The sequence below is a fragment of the Pseudomonas sp. LB3P25 genome, assembly GCF_054897985.1.
Map to the genome: position 1 here is coordinate 1182176 of NZ_CM142711.1, position 22273 is coordinate 1204448.

General features: G+C 59.6%; 20 protein-coding genes. 12 read left to right on the forward strand and 8 right to left on the reverse strand.

Going from position 1 to position 22273, the window contains the following annotated elements; translation table 11 throughout:
- The first annotated feature begins 61 nt into the window (after positions 1-61).
- On the forward strand, positions 62-1789 hold the full coding sequence (locus ACYZTW_RS05070; RefSeq protein WP_462003985.1) for an ABC transporter ATP-binding protein/permease: 1728 nt from the start codon (positions 62-64) through the stop codon (positions 1787-1789).
- Between the two features lie 195 nt (positions 1790-1984).
- Positions 1985-2734, forward strand: coding sequence for a FadR/GntR family transcriptional regulator (locus tag ACYZTW_RS05075; RefSeq protein WP_046045828.1), 750 nt, complete (start codon positions 1985-1987; stop codon positions 2732-2734).
- 376 nt (positions 2735-3110) lie between these two features.
- Here the strand turns inward: ACYZTW_RS05075 and ACYZTW_RS05080 are convergent, their stop codons facing one another.
- The gene (locus ACYZTW_RS05080; protein WP_462005704.1) at positions 3111-3302 is read right to left on the reverse strand and encodes a hypothetical protein; all 192 of its coding nucleotides are present in this window, start codon (positions 3300-3302) and stop codon (positions 3111-3113) included.
- Positions 3303-3316: 14 nt separating this feature from the next.
- The gene (locus tag ACYZTW_RS05085) at positions 3317-4633 is read right to left on the reverse strand and encodes a phospholipase (protein ID WP_462003986.1); all 1317 of its coding nucleotides are present in this window, start codon (positions 4631-4633) and stop codon (positions 3317-3319) included.
- 239 nt (positions 4634-4872) lie between these two features.
- On the opposite strand from ACYZTW_RS05085, the gene kdgD reads away from it, so the two are divergent.
- The 5 genes from kdgD to ACYZTW_RS05110 all read left to right on the forward strand — a co-directional run bounded on the left by kdgD (position 4873) and on the right by ACYZTW_RS05110 (position 11645).
- Positions 4873-5784: a 5-dehydro-4-deoxyglucarate dehydratase gene (kdgD, locus tag ACYZTW_RS05090; protein WP_462003987.1), complete on the forward strand. Its 912-nt coding sequence runs from the start codon at positions 4873-4875 to the stop codon at positions 5782-5784.
- A gap of 59 nt (positions 5785-5843) precedes the next feature.
- Positions 5844-7289, forward strand: coding sequence for an aldehyde dehydrogenase family protein (locus ACYZTW_RS05095; RefSeq protein ID WP_462003988.1), 1446 nt, complete (start codon positions 5844-5846; stop codon positions 7287-7289).
- A 179-nt stretch (positions 7290-7468) separates the two neighbouring features.
- Positions 7469-8836, forward strand: a complete 1368-nt coding sequence (locus ACYZTW_RS05100; protein ID WP_462003989.1) for an MFS transporter — start codon at positions 7469-7471, stop codon at positions 8834-8836.
- An 11-nt stretch (positions 8837-8847) separates the two neighbouring features.
- Positions 8848-10401, forward strand: coding sequence for a galactarate dehydratase (garD, locus tag ACYZTW_RS05105; RefSeq protein ID WP_462003990.1), 1554 nt, complete (start codon positions 8848-8850; stop codon positions 10399-10401).
- Between the two features lie 302 nt (positions 10402-10703).
- Positions 10704-11645, forward strand: coding sequence for an AEC family transporter (locus ACYZTW_RS05110; RefSeq protein WP_462003991.1), 942 nt, complete (start codon positions 10704-10706; stop codon positions 11643-11645).
- Between the two features lie 140 nt (positions 11646-11785).
- On the opposite strand, the gene ACYZTW_RS05115 is transcribed toward ACYZTW_RS05110, so the two are convergent.
- From ACYZTW_RS05115 to gatC, 6 genes are all read right to left on the reverse strand, one after another.
- The gene (locus ACYZTW_RS05115) at positions 11786-12166 is read right to left on the reverse strand and encodes a carboxymuconolactone decarboxylase family protein (RefSeq protein WP_462003992.1); all 381 of its coding nucleotides are present in this window, start codon (positions 12164-12166) and stop codon (positions 11786-11788) included.
- A complete protein-coding gene (locus ACYZTW_RS05120; protein ID WP_462003993.1) occupies positions 12163-13224 on the reverse strand; it encodes a calcium/sodium antiporter in 1062 nt (353 codons plus the stop codon). The genes ACYZTW_RS05115 and ACYZTW_RS05120 overlap by 4 nt, the downstream gene beginning before the upstream one ends.
- 50 nt (positions 13225-13274) lie before the next feature.
- Positions 13275-13649, reverse strand: coding sequence for a septal ring lytic transglycosylase RlpA family protein (locus tag ACYZTW_RS05125; RefSeq protein WP_462003994.1), 375 nt, complete (start codon positions 13647-13649; stop codon positions 13275-13277).
- A 191-nt stretch (positions 13650-13840) separates the two neighbouring features.
- Positions 13841-15286: an Asp-tRNA(Asn)/Glu-tRNA(Gln) amidotransferase subunit GatB gene (gatB, locus tag ACYZTW_RS05130; RefSeq protein ID WP_462003995.1), complete on the reverse strand. Its 1446-nt coding sequence runs from the start codon at positions 15284-15286 to the stop codon at positions 13841-13843.
- Positions 15287-15296: 10 nt separating this feature from the next.
- Entirely contained in the window at positions 15297-16748 is a 1452-nt protein-coding gene (gatA, locus tag ACYZTW_RS05135; protein WP_462003996.1) for an Asp-tRNA(Asn)/Glu-tRNA(Gln) amidotransferase subunit GatA, read from the reverse strand.
- A gap of 16 nt (positions 16749-16764) precedes the next feature.
- Entirely contained in the window at positions 16765-17052 is a 288-nt protein-coding gene (gene gatC / locus ACYZTW_RS05140; protein WP_007901429.1) for an Asp-tRNA(Asn)/Glu-tRNA(Gln) amidotransferase subunit GatC, read from the reverse strand.
- Between the two features lie 210 nt (positions 17053-17262).
- On the opposite strand from gatC, the gene mreB reads away from it, so the two are divergent.
- The 5 genes from mreB (at position 17263) to rng (ending at position 22246) form a co-directional block, all read left to right on the forward strand.
- Complete coding sequence (gene mreB, locus ACYZTW_RS05145) at positions 17263-18300, forward strand: rod shape-determining protein MreB (RefSeq protein ID WP_002555108.1); 1038 nt, start codon at positions 17263-17265, stop codon at positions 18298-18300.
- 142 nt (positions 18301-18442) lie between these two features.
- Entirely contained in the window at positions 18443-19600 is a 1158-nt protein-coding gene (gene mreC / locus ACYZTW_RS05150) for a rod shape-determining protein MreC (protein WP_462005705.1), read from the forward strand.
- Positions 19600-20091: a rod shape-determining protein MreD gene (gene mreD, locus ACYZTW_RS05155; protein WP_462003997.1), complete on the forward strand. Its 492-nt coding sequence runs from the start codon at positions 19600-19602 to the stop codon at positions 20089-20091. Before mreC ends, mreD begins: the two co-directional genes overlap by 1 nt.
- 43 nt (positions 20092-20134) lie before the next feature.
- Positions 20135-20731, forward strand: a complete 597-nt coding sequence (locus ACYZTW_RS05160; RefSeq protein WP_462003998.1) for a Maf family protein — start codon at positions 20135-20137, stop codon at positions 20729-20731.
- Positions 20732-20788: 57 nt separating this feature from the next.
- Entirely contained in the window at positions 20789-22246 is a 1458-nt protein-coding gene (gene rng / locus ACYZTW_RS05165; RefSeq protein WP_033058026.1) for a ribonuclease G, read from the forward strand.
- The last annotated feature ends 27 nt before the right edge of the window (positions 22247-22273 follow it).

The following is a 22273-nucleotide window of genomic DNA, read 5'->3' on the forward strand; positions in this document are numbered from 1 at the left end:
AAGCCGAGCCGTTCATTTATGATCGGCTCGTGTGTGTTCTTTTCTTTATCGAGCCTTATCCATGAATCAGAACGCTGAATATTCCGCGGTCAACGATGCTGTGCGCGGGCAGTTTTTTCGCAAAGTCTGGGCGATGACCACGCCTTACTGGCGCAGCGAAGAGAAGGGCAAGGCCTGGACGTTGCTGATCGCCGTGATCGCGCTGTCGCTGTTCAGCGTGGCGATTTCGGTGTGGATCAACAGTTGGTACAAGGACTTCTACAACGCCCTGCAGAAAAAGGACGAAGCGGCCTTCTGGCAGTTGATCCTGTATTTCTGCGGCATCGCGGCGGTGGCGATTCTTGGCGCGGTGTATCGGCTCTACCTGACGCAGATGCTGACGATCCGCTGGCGGGCCTGGCTCACCGAGAAGCACTTCGCCCGCTGGCTGGGCAACAAGAATTACTACCAGCTGGAGCAGGGCGGTTACACCGATAACCCGGACCAGCGGATTTCCGAAGACCTTAACAGCTTCACGTCCAATACCCTGAGCCTGGGCTTGGGCCTGATCCGCAACGTGGTCAGCCTGGTGTCGTTTTCGATCATTTTGTGGGGCGTGTCGGGCAGCATCGAAGTGCTCGGCTTCACCATTCCCGGCTATATGTTCTGGTGCGCGCTGGTGTACGCCGCGGTCGGCAGTTGGCTGACGCATTTGATCGGCCGTCGTTTGATCGGCCTCAACAACAATCAACAACGCTTCGAAGCCGACCTGCGTTTTTCCATGGTCCGGGTTCGCGAGAATGCCGAAAGCATCGCGTTGTACAACGGCGAACCCAACGAAAACCGTCGCTTGAGCAGCCGCTTCGGGCTGGTCTGGCACAATTTCTGGGACATCATGCGGGTGTCCAAGCGCCTGACGTTTTTCACTTCCGGGTATGGCCAGATCGCAATCATCTTCCCGTTCATGGTCGCCGCGCCGCGCTACTTCGCCGGCAAGATCGAGCTCGGTGAGCTGATGCAAATCAACTCGGCGTTTGGCAACGTCCAGGAGAACTTCAGCTGGTTCATCAGCGCGTACCAGGACCTCGCCGCGTGGCGCGCCACCTGTGATCGTCTGCTGAGTTTCCGTCAGGCCATGACCGACAACGAAGAGCGCGCACCGGCGATCGATGTGCAGAATCACGGTTCGGCGCTGAAAGTGCACAACCTTGGCCTCGACCTCGCTGACGGTCGTCACCTGCTGACCAGCGCCGACATGACTGTGGAGGAGGGCGAGCGCGTCATGCTCAGCGGTCGTTCTGGCAGCGGCAAGTCAACCTTGCTGCGGGCGATGGGGCATCTGTGGCCTGCTGGGCACGGCAGTATTCGTCTTCCTGCGGCGCGTTATTTGTTCCTGCCGCAAAAACCCTATCTGCCAATTGGCACGTTGCGTGAAGTGTTGAGTTATCCACAGTCTGGCGATACGTATCCGCATGAACGCTACGTTCATGTGCTGGAAGCCTGCCGTTTGCCGCACCTCGTTGCCCGTCTGGACGAAGCCAATCACTGGCAGCGCATGCTCTCGCCGGGTGAGCAGCAACGTCTGGCCTTCGCCCGCGCGCTGCTGTACGCACCGCAATGGCTGTACATGGACGAAGCGACCTCGGCGATGGACGAGGAGGACGAAGCGTCGCTGTATCAGGCCTTGATCGATGAGATTCCGGGGTTGAGCATTGTCAGCGTCGGGCATCGCAGCAGCCTGAAGCGCTTCCATCCACGGCATGTTCGTATCGAGAATGGCCATCTGGTGGACCAAACCGTGACCGCCTGACCACCACAAACCCTCCTGTGGGAGCGAGCCTGCTCGCGAAAGCGGTCTGACATCCAGCCTTGAGGTGTCTGACATTCCGCTTTCGCGAGCAGGCTCGCTCCCACAAGGGGAATGGTGTTCACCCCGACGGTGATCGTACAACCGCGTTGAGCTATGATGCGGTTTCAGCCGCAACTTTCGAGAAAGACGTTCACCATGGAAAACCCGATCGACGCACCACGCCTCCCTCGCAAGCGCCGCAGCCTCGCTCAGGAACTGGTGACGGTGCTGTCCGAGCAGATCCGCGACGGTCACCTCAAGCGTGGCGACAAGTTGCCCACCGAGTCGGCGATCATGGACGCCCATGGGGTCAGTCGCACCGTGGTGCGCGAAGCGATTTCCCGTTTGCAGGCCGCCGGGCAAGTGGAAACCCGTCACGGCATCGGCACCTTCGTGCTCGACACCCCAAGCCCGAGCGGCTTCCGTATCGACCCGGCGACCGTGGTCACGTTGCGTGACGTGCTGGCGATTCTGGAACTGCGCATCAGCCTCGAAGTGGAGTCCGCCGGCCTTGCCGCGCAGCGCCGCAGCCCCGAGCAACTGGCGTTGATGCGCGCGGCACTGGACGCGTTGAATGAAAGTGTCTCGCATGCCAGCGATGCCGTGGCGTCCGACTTCCAGTTCCACCTGCAAATCGCCCTGGCGACGGGCAACCGCTATTTCACCGACATCATGACCCACCTGGGCACCAGCATCATTCCGCGTACGCGGCTGAACTCGGCGCGTCTGGCCCATGACGATCAGCAGCACTACATGAATCGCCTGAGCCGTGAGCACGAAGAGATTTACGACGCGATTGCTCGTCAGGATTCCGATGCGGCGCGGGCAGCGATGCGGTTACACCTGACAAATAGCCGGGAACGGCTGCGCCATGCGCATGAAGAGGCAGAGGCGCAGCGGGGGTAGGCCGTTATTGAGCGAAGTCTGTGTCGTAGTCGACGTACTCGATTGTGTTGTCCATTAACACTTTGTATTTTTTCTGAGTGATCACCCAGTTCACGTCGGGAATCGTCTCAAACTCAACGAGATTTCCGACTTGTACGGAGAGATCGAAATCGGGGGTTACCTCCAAGGCCGAATGTTTGGTCGTTGTGGGAAATTGTTTTCATGGGCGCATGCCTGATTGTTGATCGAACCGGTGATCTCAGCACCGATTGCTGCGTCATGGGAAATGCCATCGCGAGCAGGCTCGCCCCCACCTTGGGTCATTGGCGCCCACAAATAATGTGTTCACAGAAGATCCCTTGTGGGAGCGAGCCTGCTCGCGAAGGAGCCATTAGCTTCAGCCAGTCTTCAGAATCGAACGATCCACCCTCACGGCCAACTGAACCGCCGCAGATTTAACATCGAACGTTGCACTTCCATGCTTATCCACAACCCCCCGAGCAATCGGCACACCATCAGCCAACAACTCCAACGGCGCACCCTTCAGCGATTGCCCCGAAGCCAGTTCCAGTTTCAATTTGATAGTCATCATCGATCTCCTTATCAGGCAACGTTGCCAGTGGGTTTGTAATCCTTGAGCAGCAAATAAGTGCTCCAGCCCCACCAGTCGTCCACAGTGGTGGTGTCGTTCAGGTTGTTGACGTCCTTGCGCCGCAGCACCTTGTTGCCCTCGACCCTGAACAGCGGCGAGAAGTTGGTCGCCAGGTTCAGTACCGCTTGCAGATCAGGCATCTTTTTCAAGGCGCCGAATTGGCCGGCCGACGGAGCGATTCCACTGAGATAAGCCGCGAACACCTCATCCGCAGACACCTGAACCGCTTGATTCACCTGGGCGCGATTGGCGCTGGAGAGGGCGTCGAAGTAGCGCTTGTCCCCATACGCGCGCCATTGGTCGCTGTTGCCATTGCGCACATTGAGGCCGAACTTGCTGTCTTCGTCGTGCATGAAGCGGGTGATCAACGAACCCAGATCGCTGGGCGTGACCACCGCTGCCAATTGTTTGCGCGGCACTCGCAGGTGGCCGGCGGAAAACAGGTCGGTCAGGTAGTGATCGGCAAAAGCGTTCATCGCATAGGCCAGCTCCAACTGCTTTTCATCGCCGCTGGTGTGGGCCAGCACCGCTTGTTGCACCGCCGCGGTGTGACCGGCGATGTAAGCCAGCAGTGCCCATTCGGCGAAGTGATCGGCATTGTTGGCTGCCAGTTTCAGGTAGCGGCCCAATGGAAACAGCGCCGAGACCACACTGCCGCCGCCGGTGATCTTGTTCCACTCTTCCGACAACGTATCACCGAGGGCGTCATAAGCCTCGTGAGGTTGTTTACCGTCCTTGATCGCCTGCTTGATCGCGGCGATTTCCTTTTGCATCACGCCGAGGATCAGCTTGGCCTCGGCATTAGCAGCAGGTAGCACGGCCAGGGAGTTGAAGGCGTTGGTAAAACGCTGGATTCGGTCGGCGGCCGTTGCGCCTTCGCTGATCGGTTGATCGGGAATTCCATAAAAATCACCCCCCAGCGCAACGACCTGGCCATAAGTCAGCGCCAGCCCATTGGGTAAATGCAGCTCCACCTGCGAAGCCGGGATAGGCGGTGCGTCCTTGACGAAACGCAGCAGTGTGCTGTCGCCGATGGCCGTGTGTTCGCCACCCTCGAACCTCAGCTGTGGCTTGCCTTTCAGGGCTTTACCGGAGGTTGTGGGCAGAGGTGCGGGAAGGGGAGTTGTAGGGCTGTAATGATCAGCAATCTGCAAGACCACATGTGGGTTATCCCCGATGAGAGGGATGCCATGCTCGGTAAAAAGATCATCCAGTTCGGCGATGACCTGTTTCGGTTTTTCCTTCGGTTGTGCGTGTAGACCTGACATTTCTATCTCCTTGATATGTCGTCGGTACGATCAAAATAACTGTATGTATATACAGTTATATGGATCATAGATGAGAAATTTCCTACGTCAAGAAAATACCTTTCCGACTCAAATTCTGCGGTTGGCGATGAAATGCAGTTGACGGTTATTATTTAAGTTGTACGATGACCTACAACTTCGGCGCAGGCTGAACGGTTTTCTCACACACACACATATGTTGCTACCAGGGTGTTCGAATAATGAATCCACAAGAACTGAAGTCCATCCTCTCTTCCGGTCTGCTGTCTTTCCCGGTTACCGATTTCAATGCTCAGGGCGACTTCCATCGCGCGAGCTACATCAAGCGTCTCGAATGGCTGGCCCCATACGGCGCCTCGGCATTGTTCGCCGCGGGCGGCACCGGTGAGTTCTTCTCTCTGGCGGCCAGCGAATATTCGGAAATCATCAAGACTGCCGTCGACACCTGCGAAACCAGCGTGCCGATTCTGGCCGGCGTTGGCGGTTCGACGCGTCAAGCCATCGAATACGCACAGGAAGCCGAGCGTCTGGGCGCCAAAGGCTTGTTGCTGCTGCCGCACTACCTGACCGAAGCCAGCCAGGACGGCGTTGCCGCCCACGTTGAAGCTGTGTGCAAATCGGTGAAAATCGGCGTGGTGGTTTACAACCGCAACGTCTGCCGCCTGACCGCGCCGCTGCTGGAACGTCTGGCCGAGCGCTGCCCGAACCTGATCGGCTACAAGGATGGCCTGGGCGATATCGAGTTGATGGTGTCGATCCGTCGCCGCCTCGGTGATCGCTTCAGCTACCTGGGCGGTTTGCCGACCGCCGAAGTCTACGCTGCCGCCTACAAGGCACTGGGCGTGCCGGTTTACTCCTCGGCGGTGTTCAACTTCATCCCGAAAACCGCGATGGATTTCTACCACGCCATTGCCCGCGAAGATCACGCCACCGTCGGCAAGATCATCGACGACTTCTTCCTGCCATACCTGGACATCCGTAACCGCAAAGCGGGTTACGCGGTGAGCATCGTCAAGGCCGGGGCAAAAATTGTCGGCTATGACGCAGGTCCTGTGCGTGCGCCGCTGACCGATCTGACGGGCGAAGAGTACGAAATGCTCGCCGCGCTGATCGACAAGCAAGGTGCTCAGTAACACACCCGATTAACAAGGCCGTTGAGTGATCAGCGGCCTTTTGCGTGAGGAGATTTGCTGTGGCTAATACGAAGCGTTTTGATAACTACATCAACGGTGAATGGGTGGCGGGCAGTGATTACTGCGCCAACATCAACCCGTCCGAACTGACCGATACCATCGGCGAGTACGCCAAGGCTGATCTGGCGCAGGTTCACGCCGCCATCGACGCCGCTCGCGCCGCGTTCCCGGCCTGGTCCACTTCGGGCATTCAGGCGCGTCACGATTCGCTGGATAAAGTCGGCAGCGAAATCCTCGCCCGCCGCGAAGAACTCGGCACCTTGCTGGCCCGGGAAGAGGGCAAGACCCTGCCCGAAGCCATCGGCGAAGTGACGCGCGCTGGCAATATCTTCAAGTTCTTCGCCGGTGAATGCCTGCGTCTGTCCGGCGACTACTTGCCGTCGGTGCGTCCGGGTGTGAACGTTGAAGTGACTCGCGAAGCGCTGGGCGTGGTCGGTCTGATCACGCCATGGAACTTCCCGATCGCGATCCCGGCGTGGAAAATCGCCCCGGCCCTGGCCTACGGTAACTGCGTCGTTCTGAAACCGGCCGATCTGGTGCCGGGTTGCGCCTGGGCGCTGGCCGAAATCATCTCCCGCGCAGGCTTCCCCGCTGGCGTGTTCAACCTGGTGATGGGCAGCGGTCGCGTGGTTGGCGATGCCCTGGTGCAGAGCCCGAAAGTCGACGGCATCAGCTTCACCGGTTCCGTGGGTGTGGGTCGTCAGATTGCGGTCAGCTGCGTGTCGCGCCAGGCCAAGGTTCAGCTGGAAATGGGTGGCAAGAACCCGCAGATCATTCTCGACGACGCCGACCTCAAGCAAGCGGTCGAGCTGTCGGTACAGAGCGCGTTCTACTCCACCGGCCAGCGTTGCACCGCCTCGAGCCGCTTCATCGTCACCGCCGGGATTCACGACAAGTTCGTTGAAGCCGTGGCTGAGCGCATGAAGTCGATCAAGGTCGGTCACGCGCTGAAAACCGGCACCGACATCGGTCCGGTCGTCTCGCAAGCGCAGCTTGAACAGGACATGAAGTACATCGATATTGGCCAGTCCGAAGGTGCACGTCTGGTCAGCGGCGGCGGTTTGGTGACCTGCGATACCGAAGGCTACTACCTCGCGCCAACCCTGTTTGCCGACAGCGAAGCCGCGATGCGTATCAGCCGTGAAGAGATCTTCGGCCCGGTGGCCAACGTGGTTCGCGTAGCGGATTACGAGGCTGCGCTGGCCATGGCCAACGACACCGAATTCGGTCTGTCGGCGGGCATCGCCACCACGTCGCTGAAGTACGCCAACCACTTCAAGCGCCACTCCCAGGCAGGGATGGTGATGGTCAACCTGCCGACGGCGGGCGTGGATTACCACGTTCCATTCGGTGGGCGTAAAGGTTCATCCTATGGATCTCGCGAGCAAGGTCGCTACGCGCAAGAGTTTTACACCGTGGTGAAGACCAGCTACATCGGCTCCTGACAGGAAACATCGCGGTATCGGCATCGATACCGCAACCCCTGTAGCAGCTGTCGAGTGAAACGAGGCTGCGATCTTTTGATCCTGAAAAGCAAAGATCGCAGCCTCGTTTCACTCGACAGCTGCTACAGGGATAAACAGTTCCACCCGCGCATAAAAATAATCAGTGGGAGTACATCTACATGCAAGCGACCAAGCCGACCCACGTCCGCTATTTGATTTTGCTCATGCTTTTTCTGGTGACCACGATCAACTACGCCGACCGGGCTACCATCGCCATCGCGGGCTCCAGCCTGCAAAAAGACCTCGGCATCGACGCGGTCACCCTCGGTTACATCTTCTCTGCATTCGGTTGGGCCTACGTGGCCGGGCAAATTCCCGGTGGCTGGCTGCTGGACCGTTTCGGCTCGAAAAAAGTGTACGCACTGAGCATCTTCACCTGGTCGCTGTTCACCGTGTTGCAGGGTTATGTCGGTGAGTTCGGCATGTCCACGGCGGTGGTTGCGCTGTTCATGCTGCGTTTCCTGGTGGGCCTGGCCGAAGCGCCATCTTTCCCCGGTAACGCGCGCATCGTGGCGGCCTGGTTTCCGACCGCTGAACGCGGGACGGCGTCTGCGATTTTCAACTCGGCGCAATACTTCGCCACGGTGCTGTTTGCGCCGCTGATGGGTTGGATCGTTTACAGCTTCGGCTGGCAGCACGTGTTTATCGTCATGGGCGTGATCGGCATCATCTTCTCGGGGATCTGGCTGAAGGTTATCCACAGCCCGCGTCAGCACCCGATGATCAATGACGCCGAGTTCAAGCACATCGCCGATAACGGCGGCATGGTCGACATGGACCAGGACAAAGGCAAAGGCAAAAAAGTCGACGGTCCGAAGTGGGACTACATCCGCCAGTTGCTGACCAACCGCATGATGCTCGGCGTGTATCTGGGCCAATACTGCATCAACGGCATCACCTACTTCTTCCTGACCTGGTTCCCGGTGTACCTGGTGCAAGAACGCGGCATGACCATCCTCAAAGCGGGTTTCATTGCCTCGTTGCCGGCGATCTGCGGCTTTATCGGTGGTGTGCTTGGCGGGGTGATTTCCGATTACCTGCTGCGCAAAGGTCATTCCCTGACCTTCGCCCGCAAGGCGCCGATCATTGCTGGCTTGCTGGTCTCCAGCAGCATCGTGGCCTGCAACTATGTGGACGTTGAATGGATGGTCGTCGGCTTCATGGCCCTGGCATTCTTCGGCAAAGGCGTGGGCGCGTTGGGCTGGGCGGTGGTGTCCGACACCTCGCCGAAACAGATCGCCGGTTTGAGTGGCGGCCTGTTCAACATGTTCGGCAACATTGCTTCGATCACCACCCCGATTGTCATCGGCTACATCATCAGCTCTACCGGGTCGTTCAAATGGGCGCTGGTGTTTGTCGGCTGCAACGCCCTGGTCGCAGTGTTCAGTTACCTGGTGATCGTGGGTCCGATCAAACGTGTGGTACTTAAGGAGCCGCCAGTCAGCGGTCCTGAAACCAATAACAAATTGTCTCAAGCGCATTCCTGAGGAGCGGCGTCATGCAGTTGATTGAACATTCCGACTCGCCGCGCTACATCCGCTTGCACGAGCGGGACAACGTAGTGATTGTGGTCAATGACCAAGGCGTGCCGGCCGGCACCGAGTTTCCGGACGGCCTGGTCACCGTGGACTTCGTGCCACAGAGCCACAAGGTCACCCTGGAAGACATTCCCGAGGGCGGCCGGGTGATTCGTTACGGCCAGACCATTGGCTACGCGTTGCAGCCGATTCCGCGCGGTAGCTGGGTCAAGGAAGATCAACTGCGCATGCCCACCGCGCCACCGCTGGACAGCTTGCCGCTGTCCACCGAAGTGCCGGCGGCGCAGGCACCGCTGGAAGGCTTCACGTTCGAGGGTTATCGCAACGCCGACGGCACCGTCGGCACGCGCAACATTCTGGGGATTACCACGACTGTTCAGTGCGTCACCGGCGTGCTGGATCATGCGGTCAAACGCATCAAGGACGAGTTGCTGCCCAAGTACCCAAACGTCGATGACGTGGTGGCGCTGACCCACAGCTACGGCTGTGGCGTGGCGATTACCGCGACTGACGCGTACATCCCGATCCGCACCGTGCGCAACCTGGCGCGCAACCCGAACCTGGGTGGTGAAGCCTTGGTGATCAGCCTGGGCTGCGAGAAATTGCAGGCCGGGCAGGTGATGCACGAGAACGACAGCTCGGTGGATTTGAGCGAGCCGTGGTTGTACCGCTTGCAGGATTCCAGTCACGGTTTCACCGAGATGATCGAGCAGATCATGACGTTGGCCGAAACCCGTTTGAAGAAGCTCGATCAACGTCGTCGGGAAACCGTGCCGGCGTCCGAGTTGATTCTCGGCATGCAGTGCGGCGGCAGCGATGCGTTTTCCGGGATCACCGCCAACCCGGCGTTGGGCTATGCCTCGGACCTATTGTTGCGAGCCGGCGCGACGGTGATGTTTTCTGAAGTCACCGAAGTGCGCGATGCGATTTACTTGCTGACTTCACGTGCGGAAACAGAAGAAGTTGCTCAGGAACTGGTACGTGAGATGGACTGGTACGACCGTTACCTGGCCAAGGGCGAAGCGGATCGCAGCGCCAACACCACCCCGGGCAACAAGAAGGGCGGGTTGTCGAACATTGTCGAGAAGTCGTTGGGCTCGATCGTCAAATCCGGCAGCAGCGCGATCAACGGGGTGCTGGGCCCTGGCGAACGGTTCAAGCGCAAAGGTCTGATCTTCTGTGCGACCCCGGCCAGTGATTTTGTCTGCGGGACGTTGCAATTGGCAGCCGGGATGAACCTGCATGTGTTCACCACCGGGCGTGGTACACCGTATGGGCTGGCGATGGCGCCAGTGGTGAAGGTGTCGACCCGGACCGAGCTGGCGCAGCGTTGGCCGGACTTGATCGACATCGATGCCGGGCGGATTGCGACCGGGCGGGCGTCGATTGAAGATCTTGGCTGGGAGTTGTTTCACTACTACCTGGATGTGGCCAGCGGCAAGAAGCAGACGTGGGCCGAGAAGCACAAGCTGCATAACGACATCACGTTGTTTAACCCGGCGCCGATCACTTGAGGGCTGGGTTAGGTTGAAGGTGATGAGGCGGTGACTGCAAAATCCACCCCTCACCCCAACCCTCTCCCCACAGGGGAGAGGGGGAAAGGGAGCAAATCTACATGCTTTTCAAGTCCTGAGTTCGGCTCGGACTTTCAGGTCGATGTAACTTGAACAATCACCTCAGTCAGTCCCCTCTACCCCTTGGGGAGAGGGTTAGGGTGAGGGGTGTTTCTCCCAGACGCCCACATCAATGCGGCTTTAGCGCCATGGGTGGCTTATCATTAGCCCCCTAACGACGCTCACCCAAGGTTATCCCCGGCATGCTGGCTATCTTCCTCGAAACCCTGAACATCACCGCGCCGGTGTTTGCCATGCTGTTTCTGGGTGTGCTGCTCAAACGCATCGACTGGATCAACGACAATTTCATCCACACTGCGTCGGCCCTGGTGTTCAACGTCACCATGCCGGCGTTGCTGTTCCTGGGCATCCTGCATGCCGACCTGCACGCCGCGTTGCAACCGGCGCTGCTGATCTATTTCTCGCTCGCCACCCTGGCGAGTTTCGCCATCGCCTGGGGCTGGGCGATCTGGAAGTGCCCGCGGGAAGACCGGGGGATTTATACCCAAGGCGCCTTTCGCGGCAACAACGGGGTGATCGGGCTGGCGCTGGCGGCAAGCATGTACGGCGCCTACGGGATTTCCCTCGGGGCGATTCTCGCGGCGTTGGTGATCCTGTTCTACAACACGCTTTCGACTATCGTGCTGGCGGTGTACAGCCCGGTGATCAAGTCCGACCCGTGGAGCATCTGCAAAAGCGTGATGGTCAATCCGCTGATCATCAGCGTGTTTGTGGCGGCGCCGTTTGCCTACTTCAAGATCGGCTTGCCGGGATGGCTGGAGACGTCCGGCCAATACCTGGCGCAAACCACCTTGCCGTTAGCGCTGATCTGCATTGGCGGCACGCTGTCGCTGGCGGCACTGCGCAAAAGCGGCAACATGGCGCTGAGCTCAAGCCTGGTGAAGATGATCGGCCTGCCAGTGCTGGCGACGCTGGGTGCATGGCTCTGGGGCTTTCGTGGTGCGGAGTTGGGGATTCTGTTTCTGTACTTCGGCAGCCCGACCGCCGCGGCCAGTTTTGTCATGGCCCGTCAGGCCAATGGCAATCATGAACTGGCGGCGGCGATCATCGTGATCACCACGTTGATGGCCGCGGTCACCACCAACATCGGGATCTTCTTGTTGCAGTGGGGCGGGTGGATCTAGCTTCAAGGTTTAGCGGTGGTTTTAAAGGCCTCTTCGCGAGCAGGCTCGCTCCCACAGTGGATCTTCAGTGTTCATATGATCCCTGTGGGAGCGAGCCTGCTCGCGAAAGCAATCTCACTGCCAATACAAATGTCAGCTTGTTACTCCGGCTTCTGATAGTTGTCGATCACTTCCTGCGCCGCCCGAAACGCATCGATTGCCGCCGGGACACCGGCGTACACCGCGCAATGCAGCAGCGCTTCACGAATCTCTTCCACGGTGCAGCCATTGTTCAGCGCGCCGCGCACGTGACCTTTCAATTCCTGCGGGCACTTCAACGCGGTCAGCGCGGCGAGGGTGATCAGGCTGCGCGTTTTCAATGGCAGGCCTTCGCGGTTCCAGACACTGCCCCAGGCGTGCTCGTTGACGAAATCCTGCAGCGGTTGCGTGAACTCGGTGGCATTGCCCAGCGCGCGGTCGACGAAGGCGTCGCCCATCACTTGGCGGCGTACTTCAACGCCAGGCTTTTTATCATCGGTCATGGCAATTCACTCTTGTGGTGTTGGCGACGCCAGGCGCGCAGCGACGTGAACAGCAAAAACGCCACCAGCGCCGGCAGGGCAAAAAACAGCATCAGGTGTTCAAGCTTGCCGGCCAGCGGCATGCCGGTGGTGAACGACACCACATGCAGACCGTAAGCCAGATACAAACCCAAAAACATCAGACCTTCGGCGCGGGTCACCCGGTAACCGGAATAGAACACCGGCAGGCACAACACCGCGACGCCGAGCATCACCGGCAAGTCGAAATCCAGGGCGTTGGGCGATACCGAAAGCGGCGACGGCGCGATCAACGCGGTGAAGCCCAGTACACCCAAGAGGTTGAACAGGTTGCTGCCGATCACGTTGCCCACGGCGATGTCGCGCTGACCACGCAAGGCGGCGATCAAGGAGGTGGCCAGTTCGGGCAGGGACGTGCTGACAGCGACGATGGTCAGGCCGATGATCCGCTCCGACAATCCCAGATCGGTCGCGACCGAAACCGCCGCGCCCAACAGCAAGTGCCCGGCGTATACCAGCATCGCCAAACCCACGACGATCATCAGTAGGCTGCTGAGCCATGGTGCTTGCGGGGCTTCGTGGGTTGTCGATTGCGGGCGGGCCGAGTGCCGCGACTGGCGCAGCAACAGGCCCAGATACAACGCCAGTGCCGCCAGCAGCAGCACGCCGTCCGCGCGGGTCAGTTCTTCGTTCCACGCCAATACGAACACCAGCAGGCTGGCGCCGATCATCAGCGGAATATCCAGGCGCACCAGTTGCCGTGAAACCCGCAGCGGGATGATCAGCGCCGAGAGCCCGAGAGTGACAAGGATGTTGAAGATGCTGCTGCCGATCACGCTGCCGACGGCGATGTCGGCGTTCTGCGCCAGGGTCGCTTGCAGGCTGACTGCCATCTGCGGTGCGCTGCTGCCGAGGGCGACGATGGTCAGGCCGATAATCAGCGGTCGTACATGCAGGCGCGCGGCGAGGCGCACGGCGGCGCGCACCATCAACTCGGCGCCGGCGATCAGCAGCAGCAAGCCGCAGAGCAATTCAATCACGCTGATCAGGGGTATATCGGCAAGTCCGAAAATGGTCGGCGCTCCGTCTGTCAGTCGTCGAGGGCTTGCACGCGAACCCGTGCGGTGCCGCTTCTGAGCATCCCCAGTTGTTCGGCCGCTTCATGTGAAATATCGATCAGACGCTCACGGGTATGTGGCCCGCGATCGTTGATACGGACCACACAGGATTTGTCGTTATTCAGATTGGTGACCTTCACCCGCGTGCCAAAGGGCAACTGGCGATGGGCGGCGGTCAGGGAATTCTTGTTGAAACGCTCGCCACTGGCGGTGCGTTTACCTTGGTGTTTGGCGCCGTAATACGAGGCAACGCCGGTCTTGTCATAGCCGTGTGGATCGATGACATCGGTGCTGGCGCAACCGGCCAGCAGAGAGAGCAGGGCGCAGGTACTGAGCAGACGCTTCATTAAAAAGTTTCCCGAAATAAATGTGGCGAGGGAGCTTGCTCCCGCTGGTCTGCGAAGCAGACCCAAATCGGCACCCGCATTCTTTCTGGAAGAATGCATCAGCCGACTTTGCGACCGCTTCGCGGCCGAGCGGGAGCAAGCTCCCTCGCCACAGGGGAATGAGCCAGGCTTTAGAGCTGGCTCCATTCTCATCAGCCTTCGAGCTTGCTTTTCAGCAGTTCGTTAACCTGTTGCGGGTTGGCCTTGCCTTTGGAGGCTTTCATGGCCTGGCCGACGAAGAAGCCGAACATCTTGCCGCGTTTGGCTTCGTCTGCCGCGCGGTATTGTTCGACCTGTTCGGCATTGGCCGCGAGCATCTCGTCCAGCACCGCCGAGATCGCGCCGGTGTCGGTCACTTGCTTGAGGCCGCGCTTGTCGATGATCTCGTCCGCGCTGCCTTCGCCGTTGGCCATGGCTTCAAACACCACTTTGGCGATTTTGCCGGAGATAGTGTTGTCGGTGATGCGCAGCAGCATGCCGCCCAGTTGCTCGGCCGAGACCGGCGACTGGTCGATGTCCAGGCCCTGTTTGTTCAACAGGCTGCCCAGTTCAACCATCACCCAGTTGGCCGCCAGCTTGGCGTCGCCGCCGATGCTCACGACTTTCTCGAAGTAATCGGCTTGCTCGCGGCTGGTGGCCAGGATGCTGGCGTCGTAGACCGACAGACCGAACTGCGCCTGGAAGCGCTCGCGTTTCTGCGGTGGCAATTCCGGCAGGGTGGCGCGCACGTCGTCGAGGAACGAGTCTTCGATGACCACCGGCAGCAGGTCCGGATCGGGGAAGTAACGGTAGTCGTTGGCTTCCTCTTTGCTGCGCATCGGACGGGTTTCGTCCTTGTTCGGATCGTACAGACGGGTCTGCTGGATCACCTTGCCGCCGTCTTCGATCAGTTCGATCTGACGCTGCACTTCGGTGTTGATCGCCTTCTCGATAAAACGGAACGAGTTGACGTTCTTGATCTCGCAGCGAGTACCGAATTCAACCTGGCCTTTCGGACGGATCGACACGTTGCAGTCGCAACGCAGCGAGCCTTCGGCCATGTTGCCGTCGCAGATGCCGAGGTAGCGCACCAGCGCGTGGATGGTTTTGACGTAGGCCACGGCTTCCTTGGCGCTGCGCATGTCCGGCTCGGAAACGATTTCCAGCAGCGGCGTACCGGCACGGTTCAGGTCGATGCCGGTGGCACCGGTAAACTCTTCGTGCAGGCTTTTGCCGGCGTCTTCTTCCAGGTGCGCACGGGTCACACCGACACGTTTGATCGTGCCGTCTTCCATGGCGATGTCCAAGTGGCCCTTGCCGACGATCGGCAATTCCATCTGGCTGATCTGGTAGCCCTTGGGCAGGTCCGGGTAGAAATAGTTTTTACGGGCGAACACGTTGTGCTGACCGATCTCGGCATCAATGGCCAGACCGAACATCACCGCCATGCGCACCGCTTCCTGGTTCAGCACCGGCAATACGCCGGGCATGCCGAGGTCTACCAGGCTGGCCTGGGTGTTCGGCTCGGAACCGAAGGTGGTGGAACTACCGGAAAAGATTTTCGACCGGGTGGTGAGCTGGGTATGAATCTCCAGCCCGATCACGACTTCCCATTGCATGTGTTTCTCCTCAGAAGCCGGTTGGGGTGCGGGTGTGCCAGTCAGTGTTCTGCTGATATTGATGGGCAACGTTCAACAGGCGACCTTCCTGGAAATACGGTGCGAGCAACTGCACGCCGACCGGCAGGCCATCGACAAAACCTGCAGGCATGGACAAGCCTGGCAGACCGGCGAGGTTGGCGGTGATGGTGTAGACGTCTTCCAGGTACGCAGCGACCGGGTCGCTGTTCTTGGCGCCGAGCTTCCAGGCCGGGTTCGGCGTGGTTGGGCCGAGGATGATGTCGACCTCATTAAAGGCAGCCATGAAGTCGTTCTTGATCAGACGACGGATTTTCTGCGCCTTCAGGTAGTAGGCGTCGTAGTAACCGGCCGACAGCGCGTAGGCACCGACCATGATCCGGCGCTGCACTTCCGGGCCGAAACCTTCGCCACGGGAACGCTTGTACAGGTCGATCAGGTTTTTCGGGTCTTCGCAGCGATAGCCGAAACGTACACCGTCGAAACGTGACAGGTTGGAAGAGGCTTCGGCCGGGGCGATCACGTAGTACGCAGGGATCGCGTGCTGCATGTTCGGCAGGCTGATTTCCTTGACCACGGCACCGAGCTTTTCCAGCTCCTTGACGCTGTTGTGGATCAGCTCGGCGATGCGCGGGTCGAGACCGGCGCTGAAGTATTCCTTTGGCACGCCAATGCGCAGGCCTTGCAGCGAACCGTTGAGGCTGGCGCTGTAATCAGGCACGGGTTCGTCGATGCTGGTGGAGTCTTGCGGATCGAAACCGGCCATGCCTTGCAGCAGGATGGCGCAGTCTTCGGCCGTGCGAGCCAACGGGCCGCCCTGATCGAGACTCGAGGCGTAAGCGATCATGCCCCAGCGCGAAACGCGACCGTACGTCGGTTTCAGACCGGTGAGGTTGGTCAGGGCGGCGGGCTGACGGATCGAACCGCCCGTGTCGGTGCCCGTGGCCGCAGGCAGCAGGCGTGCGGCAACCGCAGCCGCCGAACCGCCGGACGAACCACCCGGAACGTGTTCCAGGTTCCACGGGTTTTTCACCGGGCCGTAGTAGCTCGACTCGTTGGCCGAACCCATGGCGAATTCGTCCATGTTGGTCTTGCCCAGGGTCACGGCCCCGGCAGCGGCCAGCTTGGCAACGACAGTGGCGTCGTACGGTGCTTTAAAGTTGTCGAGCATCTTCGAGCCGCAGCTGGTGCGGATGCCCTGGGTGCAGAACAGGTCTTTGTGGGCGATCGGCGCGCCGAGCAGGGCGCCGCTCTCACCGTTGGCGCGGCGTGCGTCAGCGGCTTTCGCCTGCTGGAGCGCCAGGTCTTCGGTGAGGCTGATGAAACTGTTGAGCTGCGGATCGAGCTGGGCGATACGCGCCAGCAAGGTTTTGGTCAGCTCTTCGGAAGAAAACTTTTTATCGGCGAGTCCGCGGGCGATCTCGGCCAGAGTCAATTGATGCATTGCAGGCTCTTTCCCTTTAGTCGATGACTTTCGGAACCAGGTACAGGCCGTTTTCGACCGCTGGTGCGATGGACTGATAGGCCTCGCGATGATTGGTCTCGGTCACGACGTCTGCACGCAGGCGCTGGCTGGCTTCCAGTGGGTGGGCGAGCGGCTCGATACCGTCGGTATTGACCGCCTGCATTTCGTCGACCAGCCCCAGAATGCTGTTCAGGGCCGAAGTGATGTGTGGAAGATCGGCATCATTAAGGCCCAGACAGGCCAGATGAGCGATTTTTTCCACGTCGGAGCGTTCAAGCGCCATGGGAATCTCCAGTGGAAAACAGAACGGACGGCGTCCGTGTGTTAGATTGTCGGAACACTACCGCATTTCTACGGTCATAAGGCCGCGATTGTGGGGGTTGGTGCACAGAAAAGCGGCCAATTTAACATATTGGCGCCTTGCCCAAAATCCCTGTCGTTGTTAGAGTTTGCCGCACTTTTTTACCCACGCGTTGCCTAGGGTCCCTTTCCCATGTTCAAGAAACTGCGTGGCATGTTTTCCAGCGATCTTTCCATTGACCTGGGCACTGCCAACACCCTTATTTACGTGCGCGAGCGCGGTATCGTCCTGAATGAGCCCTCGGTTGTGGCTATTCGGACACACGGTAACCAGAAAAGTGTCGTTGCTGTCGGCACCGAGGCCAAGCGCATGCTCGGCCGTACGCCGGGCAACATTGCTGCCATTCGTCCGATGAAGGACGGCGTGATTGCCGACTTCAGCGTCTGCGAAAAGATGCTGCAATACTTTATCAACAAGGTTCACGAAAACAGCTTCCTGCAGCCTAGCCCTCGTGTGCTGATCTGCGTTCCGTGCAAATCCACCCAGGTTGAGCGTCGTGCCATCCGTGAATCGGCCCTCGGTGCCGGTGCCCGTGAAGTGTTCCTGATCGAAGAGCCAATGGCTGCTGCGATCGGTGCCGGCCTGCCGGTTGAAGAAGCTCGCGGCTCGATGGTTGTCGATATCGGTGGTGGTACCACTGAAATCGCGCTGATCTCCCTGAACGGTGTGGTTTACGCCGAATCCGTACGGGTTGGCGGCGACCGCTTCGACGAAGCGATCATCACTTATGTGCGTCGCAACTACGGCAGCCTGATCGGCGAATCCACTGCCGAGCGCATCAAACAGGAAATCGGTACGGCCTACCCGGGCGGCGAAGTTCGCGAAGTCGACGTTCGTGGCCGTAACCTGGCCGAAGGCGTTCCACGCGCATTCACCCTGAACTCCAATGAAGTGCTGGAAGCTCTGCAAGAGTCCCTGGCCACCATCGTTCAGGCTGTGAAAAGTGCGCTGGAGCAATCGCCTCCGGAACTGGCTTCCGATATCGCCGAGCGTGGTCTGGTACTGACCGGTGGTGGCGCCTTGCTGCGTGACCTCGACAAGTTGCTGGCCCAGGAAACCGGTCTGCCGGTCATCGTCGCCGAAGACCCGCTGACCTGCGTTGCTCGCGGCGGTGGCCGTGCATTGGAAATGATGGATAAACACACCATGGACCTGCTGTCGAGCGAGTGATCTCGCCCGAGGCATCTATGCTGTTGGCGCGCAGGCAGCACTTTGCAGTGCTGCCTGTTGGCGTTTATCTTCTGTCAGTCTGCATCCAGGCCGGTTTGATGCCGTATGAATAAAGAGAACATTTGCCTGGGAGGAGCGGCTTATTAAACCGCTTTTCACCAAAGGGCCTTCACTGGGCGTGCGCTTGTTGGTGCTGGTCGTGCTATCGGTCGCGCTGATGGTGGTCGATGCCCGCTTCACACTGCTCAAGCCAGTGCGTAGCCAAATGTCGCTGGTACTGATGCAGTCTTACTGGATCACCGACCTGCCACAGCGGCTATGGCAGGGTGTGGCCAGCCAGTTTGGCAGCCGTACCGAGCTCGTGGCCGAAAACGAAAAACTCAAAACCGAAAACCTGCTGTTGCAGGGCCGCATGCAAAAGCTTGCCGCCCTCACCGAGCAGAACGTTCGGCTGCGCGAGCTGCTCAACTCCTCCGCGCTGGTCAACGAGAAGGTCGAAGTGGCCGAACTGATCGGCATGGACCCCAATCCCTTCACCCACCGCATCATCATCAATAAAGGTGAGCGCGACGGTGTGGTCCTCGGTCAGCCGGTGCTCGATGCCCGTGGCTTGATGGGCCAGGTGGTCGAGTTGATGCCGTACACCTCTCGTGTGCTGTTGCTGACTGACACCACTCACAGCATTCCGGTGCAGGTGAACCGCAACGGTCTGCGGGCGATTGCCAGCGGCACCGGCAACCCGGAACGCCTGGAGCTGCGTCACGTGGCCGATACCGCCGACATTAAAGAAGGCGATCTGCTGGTCAGCTCCGGTCTGGGTCAGCGGTTCCCGGCGGGTTACCCGGTGGCGACGGTCAAGGAAGTGATTCACGATTCCGGTCAGCCGTTCGCTATTGTGCGTGCCGTGCCGACCGCCGCCTTGAACCGCAGCCGTTACCTGCTGCTGGTGTTCACCGACGGCCGCACAGCCGAAGAACGCGCCAACGAAGCCGCCCAGGCTCAAGAGGCTTTGGACCAGCACGGTGGTGGGCCGATCATTCCAGCGACCGTGCCGAAACCTGCCATCGTCCCGGCTGCAGTTGCTGCGCCCGCCACTCCGGTTGCGCCGGCAACTGCCCCTGCTGCCGCAATTCCGCCCAAACCTGCGGCGACTCATCCTGCTGCTGCGAAACCTGCCGTCAGTAAGCCGCCCGCGACGCAACCTGCGGCCGCTAAACCTCCGGCCACGCCACCCGCTGCCGTGAAGCCGGCTGCCAAACCGCCTGTCTCTGTGCCGGCTACCACTGGGGGACGAGAATAATGGTGGGTGCTACTGCCTCCCGAAACGGCTGGATAGTCTGGCTGACATTCGCCATAGGCATGCTGCTCAGCGTTTCGCCGCTGCCGCAATTCATGGAAATCCTCCGTCCGCTGTGGCTGGCCCTGCTGCTCGCGTTCTGGGCATTGGCCATGCCGCAGACAGTCGGGATGGTCACCGCGTGGTGCCTGGGCCTGGCCGAAGATGTGCTCTATGGCACGTTGCTGGGTCAAAACGCGTTGATCCTGACGCTGATCACGTACCTGGTGCTGGCACTGCAACAACGCCTGCGCATGTTCCCGATGTGGCAACAGAGCCTGGTAATCCTGGTGATCTTCGGCCTCGCGCAGCTTGTTCAACTATGGCTCAGCGCCCTGACCGGCAATCGTCAGCCGACGCTGGCGCTGGTCTTGCCGGCACTGGTCAGCGCATTGCTCTGGCCGTGGATCAGCTACGGTTTGCGCGGTTTGCGTCGACGCTACAAAATCAATTAATTCGGTCAGGCATTTGCCCACACCTCGACAGGGAGATGTCTTGATGAAATTACTGTACCTCGCCTCAGGCTCGCCGCGTCGGCGTGAACTGCTCACGCAGATCGGCGTGCCGTTCTGCGCCATCAGTGCGGACATCGATGAAACCCCTTTAAGTGATGAATCCCCGTCGGCCTATGTCGAGCGCCTGGCGCGCAGCAAGGCCGAGGCCGGGCGCGGGACTGTCGTGTCTGATGCAGATTTTTGCGTGCTGGGCGCTGACACCGCGGTGGTGCTGGACGGAAAAATTCTCGGCAAGCCGGTTGATGAAGCCGAGGCGTGCGCCATGCTTATGATGTTGTCCGGGCGTGAACATGAAGTCCTGACGGCGATTGCGGTGCTCGAGGGTGAGCGTTGCGAGTCTCGGGTCGTGCGCAGTCTGGTGCGTTTTCGCAACATCAGCCGTGATGAAGCGGTGGCCTACTGGGCCAGCGGCGAGCCGCAGGACAAGGCCGGCGGCTACGGTATTCAAGGACTCGGCGCGGTGTTTGTCGCCGGCCTCAATGGCAGTTACTCGGCGGTGGTCGGGTTGCCGCTGTGCGAAACCGCTGAGCTGCTTGGCCATTTCGGCATACCCTGTTGGCAAACCCTTAACGCGCGTTGAGCGTCGTACTGACAAGATGCGGCCATTATCGTGAACATGCCTGAACGAGACCCTGCCATGAGTGAAGAGATCCTGATCAACATCACGCCGATGGAATCGCGCGTGGCGGTGGTTGAAAACGGTGTTCTGCAAGAGGTCCACGTCGAGCGCACGCAAAAGCGCGGGATCGTCGGCAACATCTATAAAGGCAAGGTCGTACGGGTTTTGCCAGGCATGCAGGCGGCGTTCGTCGACATCGGTCTGGACCGTGCGGCGTTCATTCACGCCTCGGAAATTTCCCTGCGCGAAGGCCCGGCGGTCGAGAGCATCAGCGCCCTGGTCCATGAAGGCCAGAGCCTGGTGGTCCAGGTCACCAAGGACCCGATCGGCTCTAAAGGCGCACGCCTGACGACTCAGTTGTCGATTCCATCGCGTTATCTGGTGTACATGCCGCGCACCGCGCACGTTGGCATTTCGTTGAAGATCGAAGACGAAGCCGAGCGCGAACGTCTCAAACAAGTGGTCACCGATTGCGTGGCCAAAGAAGGCATCCAAGAGGCCGGTGGCTTCATCCTGCGCACCGCCGCCGAAGGTGCCGGGGCCGATGAAATCCTCATGGACATCCGCTACCTGCGCCGGCTCTGGGATCAAATCAACGAACAGATCAAAACCATCAGCGCGCCGAGTGTGATCTACGAAGACCTCGGCCTGGCGCTGCGCACCTTGCGTGACCTGGTGAGCCCGAAGATCGAGAAGATCCGGATCGACTCCCGGGAAACCTTCCAGAAAACCACGCAGTTCGTCGCCGAACTGATGCCGGAAATCGCCGACCGTCTTGAGCATTACCCGGGTGAACGGCCGATCTTTGACCTGTACGGCGTCGAAGACGAAATCCAGAAAGCCCTGGAGCGCAAAGTTCCGCTGAAGTCCGGCGGTTATCTGGTGGTCGATCCGGCTGAAGCCATGAGCACCATCGACGTCAACACCGGGGCGTTCGTCGGTCATCGCAACCTCGAAGAAACCATCTTCAAGACCAACCTCGAAGCCGCGACCGCCATTGCTCGCCAGCTGCGCCTGCGCAACCTGGGCGGGATCATCATCATCGACTTCATCGACATGGAAGATGAAGAGCACCAGCGTCAGGTGCTGCGCACCCTCGAGAAGCAACTGGAGCGCGATCACGCCAAGACCAACATCATCGGCATCACCGAGTTGGGCCTGGTGCAGATGACCCGCAAGCGTACCCGCGAAAGTCTTGAACAAGTGCTGTGCGAGCCGTGCAGCAGCTGTCAGGGCCGCGGCAAGCTCAAGACGCCGGAAACCGTTTGCTACGAGATTTTCCGCGAAATCCTCCGAGAGGCTCGCGCCTATCAGGCGGAAGGCTATCGTGTATTGGCAAACCAGAAAGTGGTCGACCGTTTGCTCGATGAAGAATCGGGCAATGTCGCCGAGCTCGAAGGTTTTATCGGACGCACTATCCGGTTCCAGGTGGAAACCATGTATTCCCAGGAACAATACGACGTGGTGCTGCTCTGAATCGCTGTATTTCAACCCTGCTAGAAC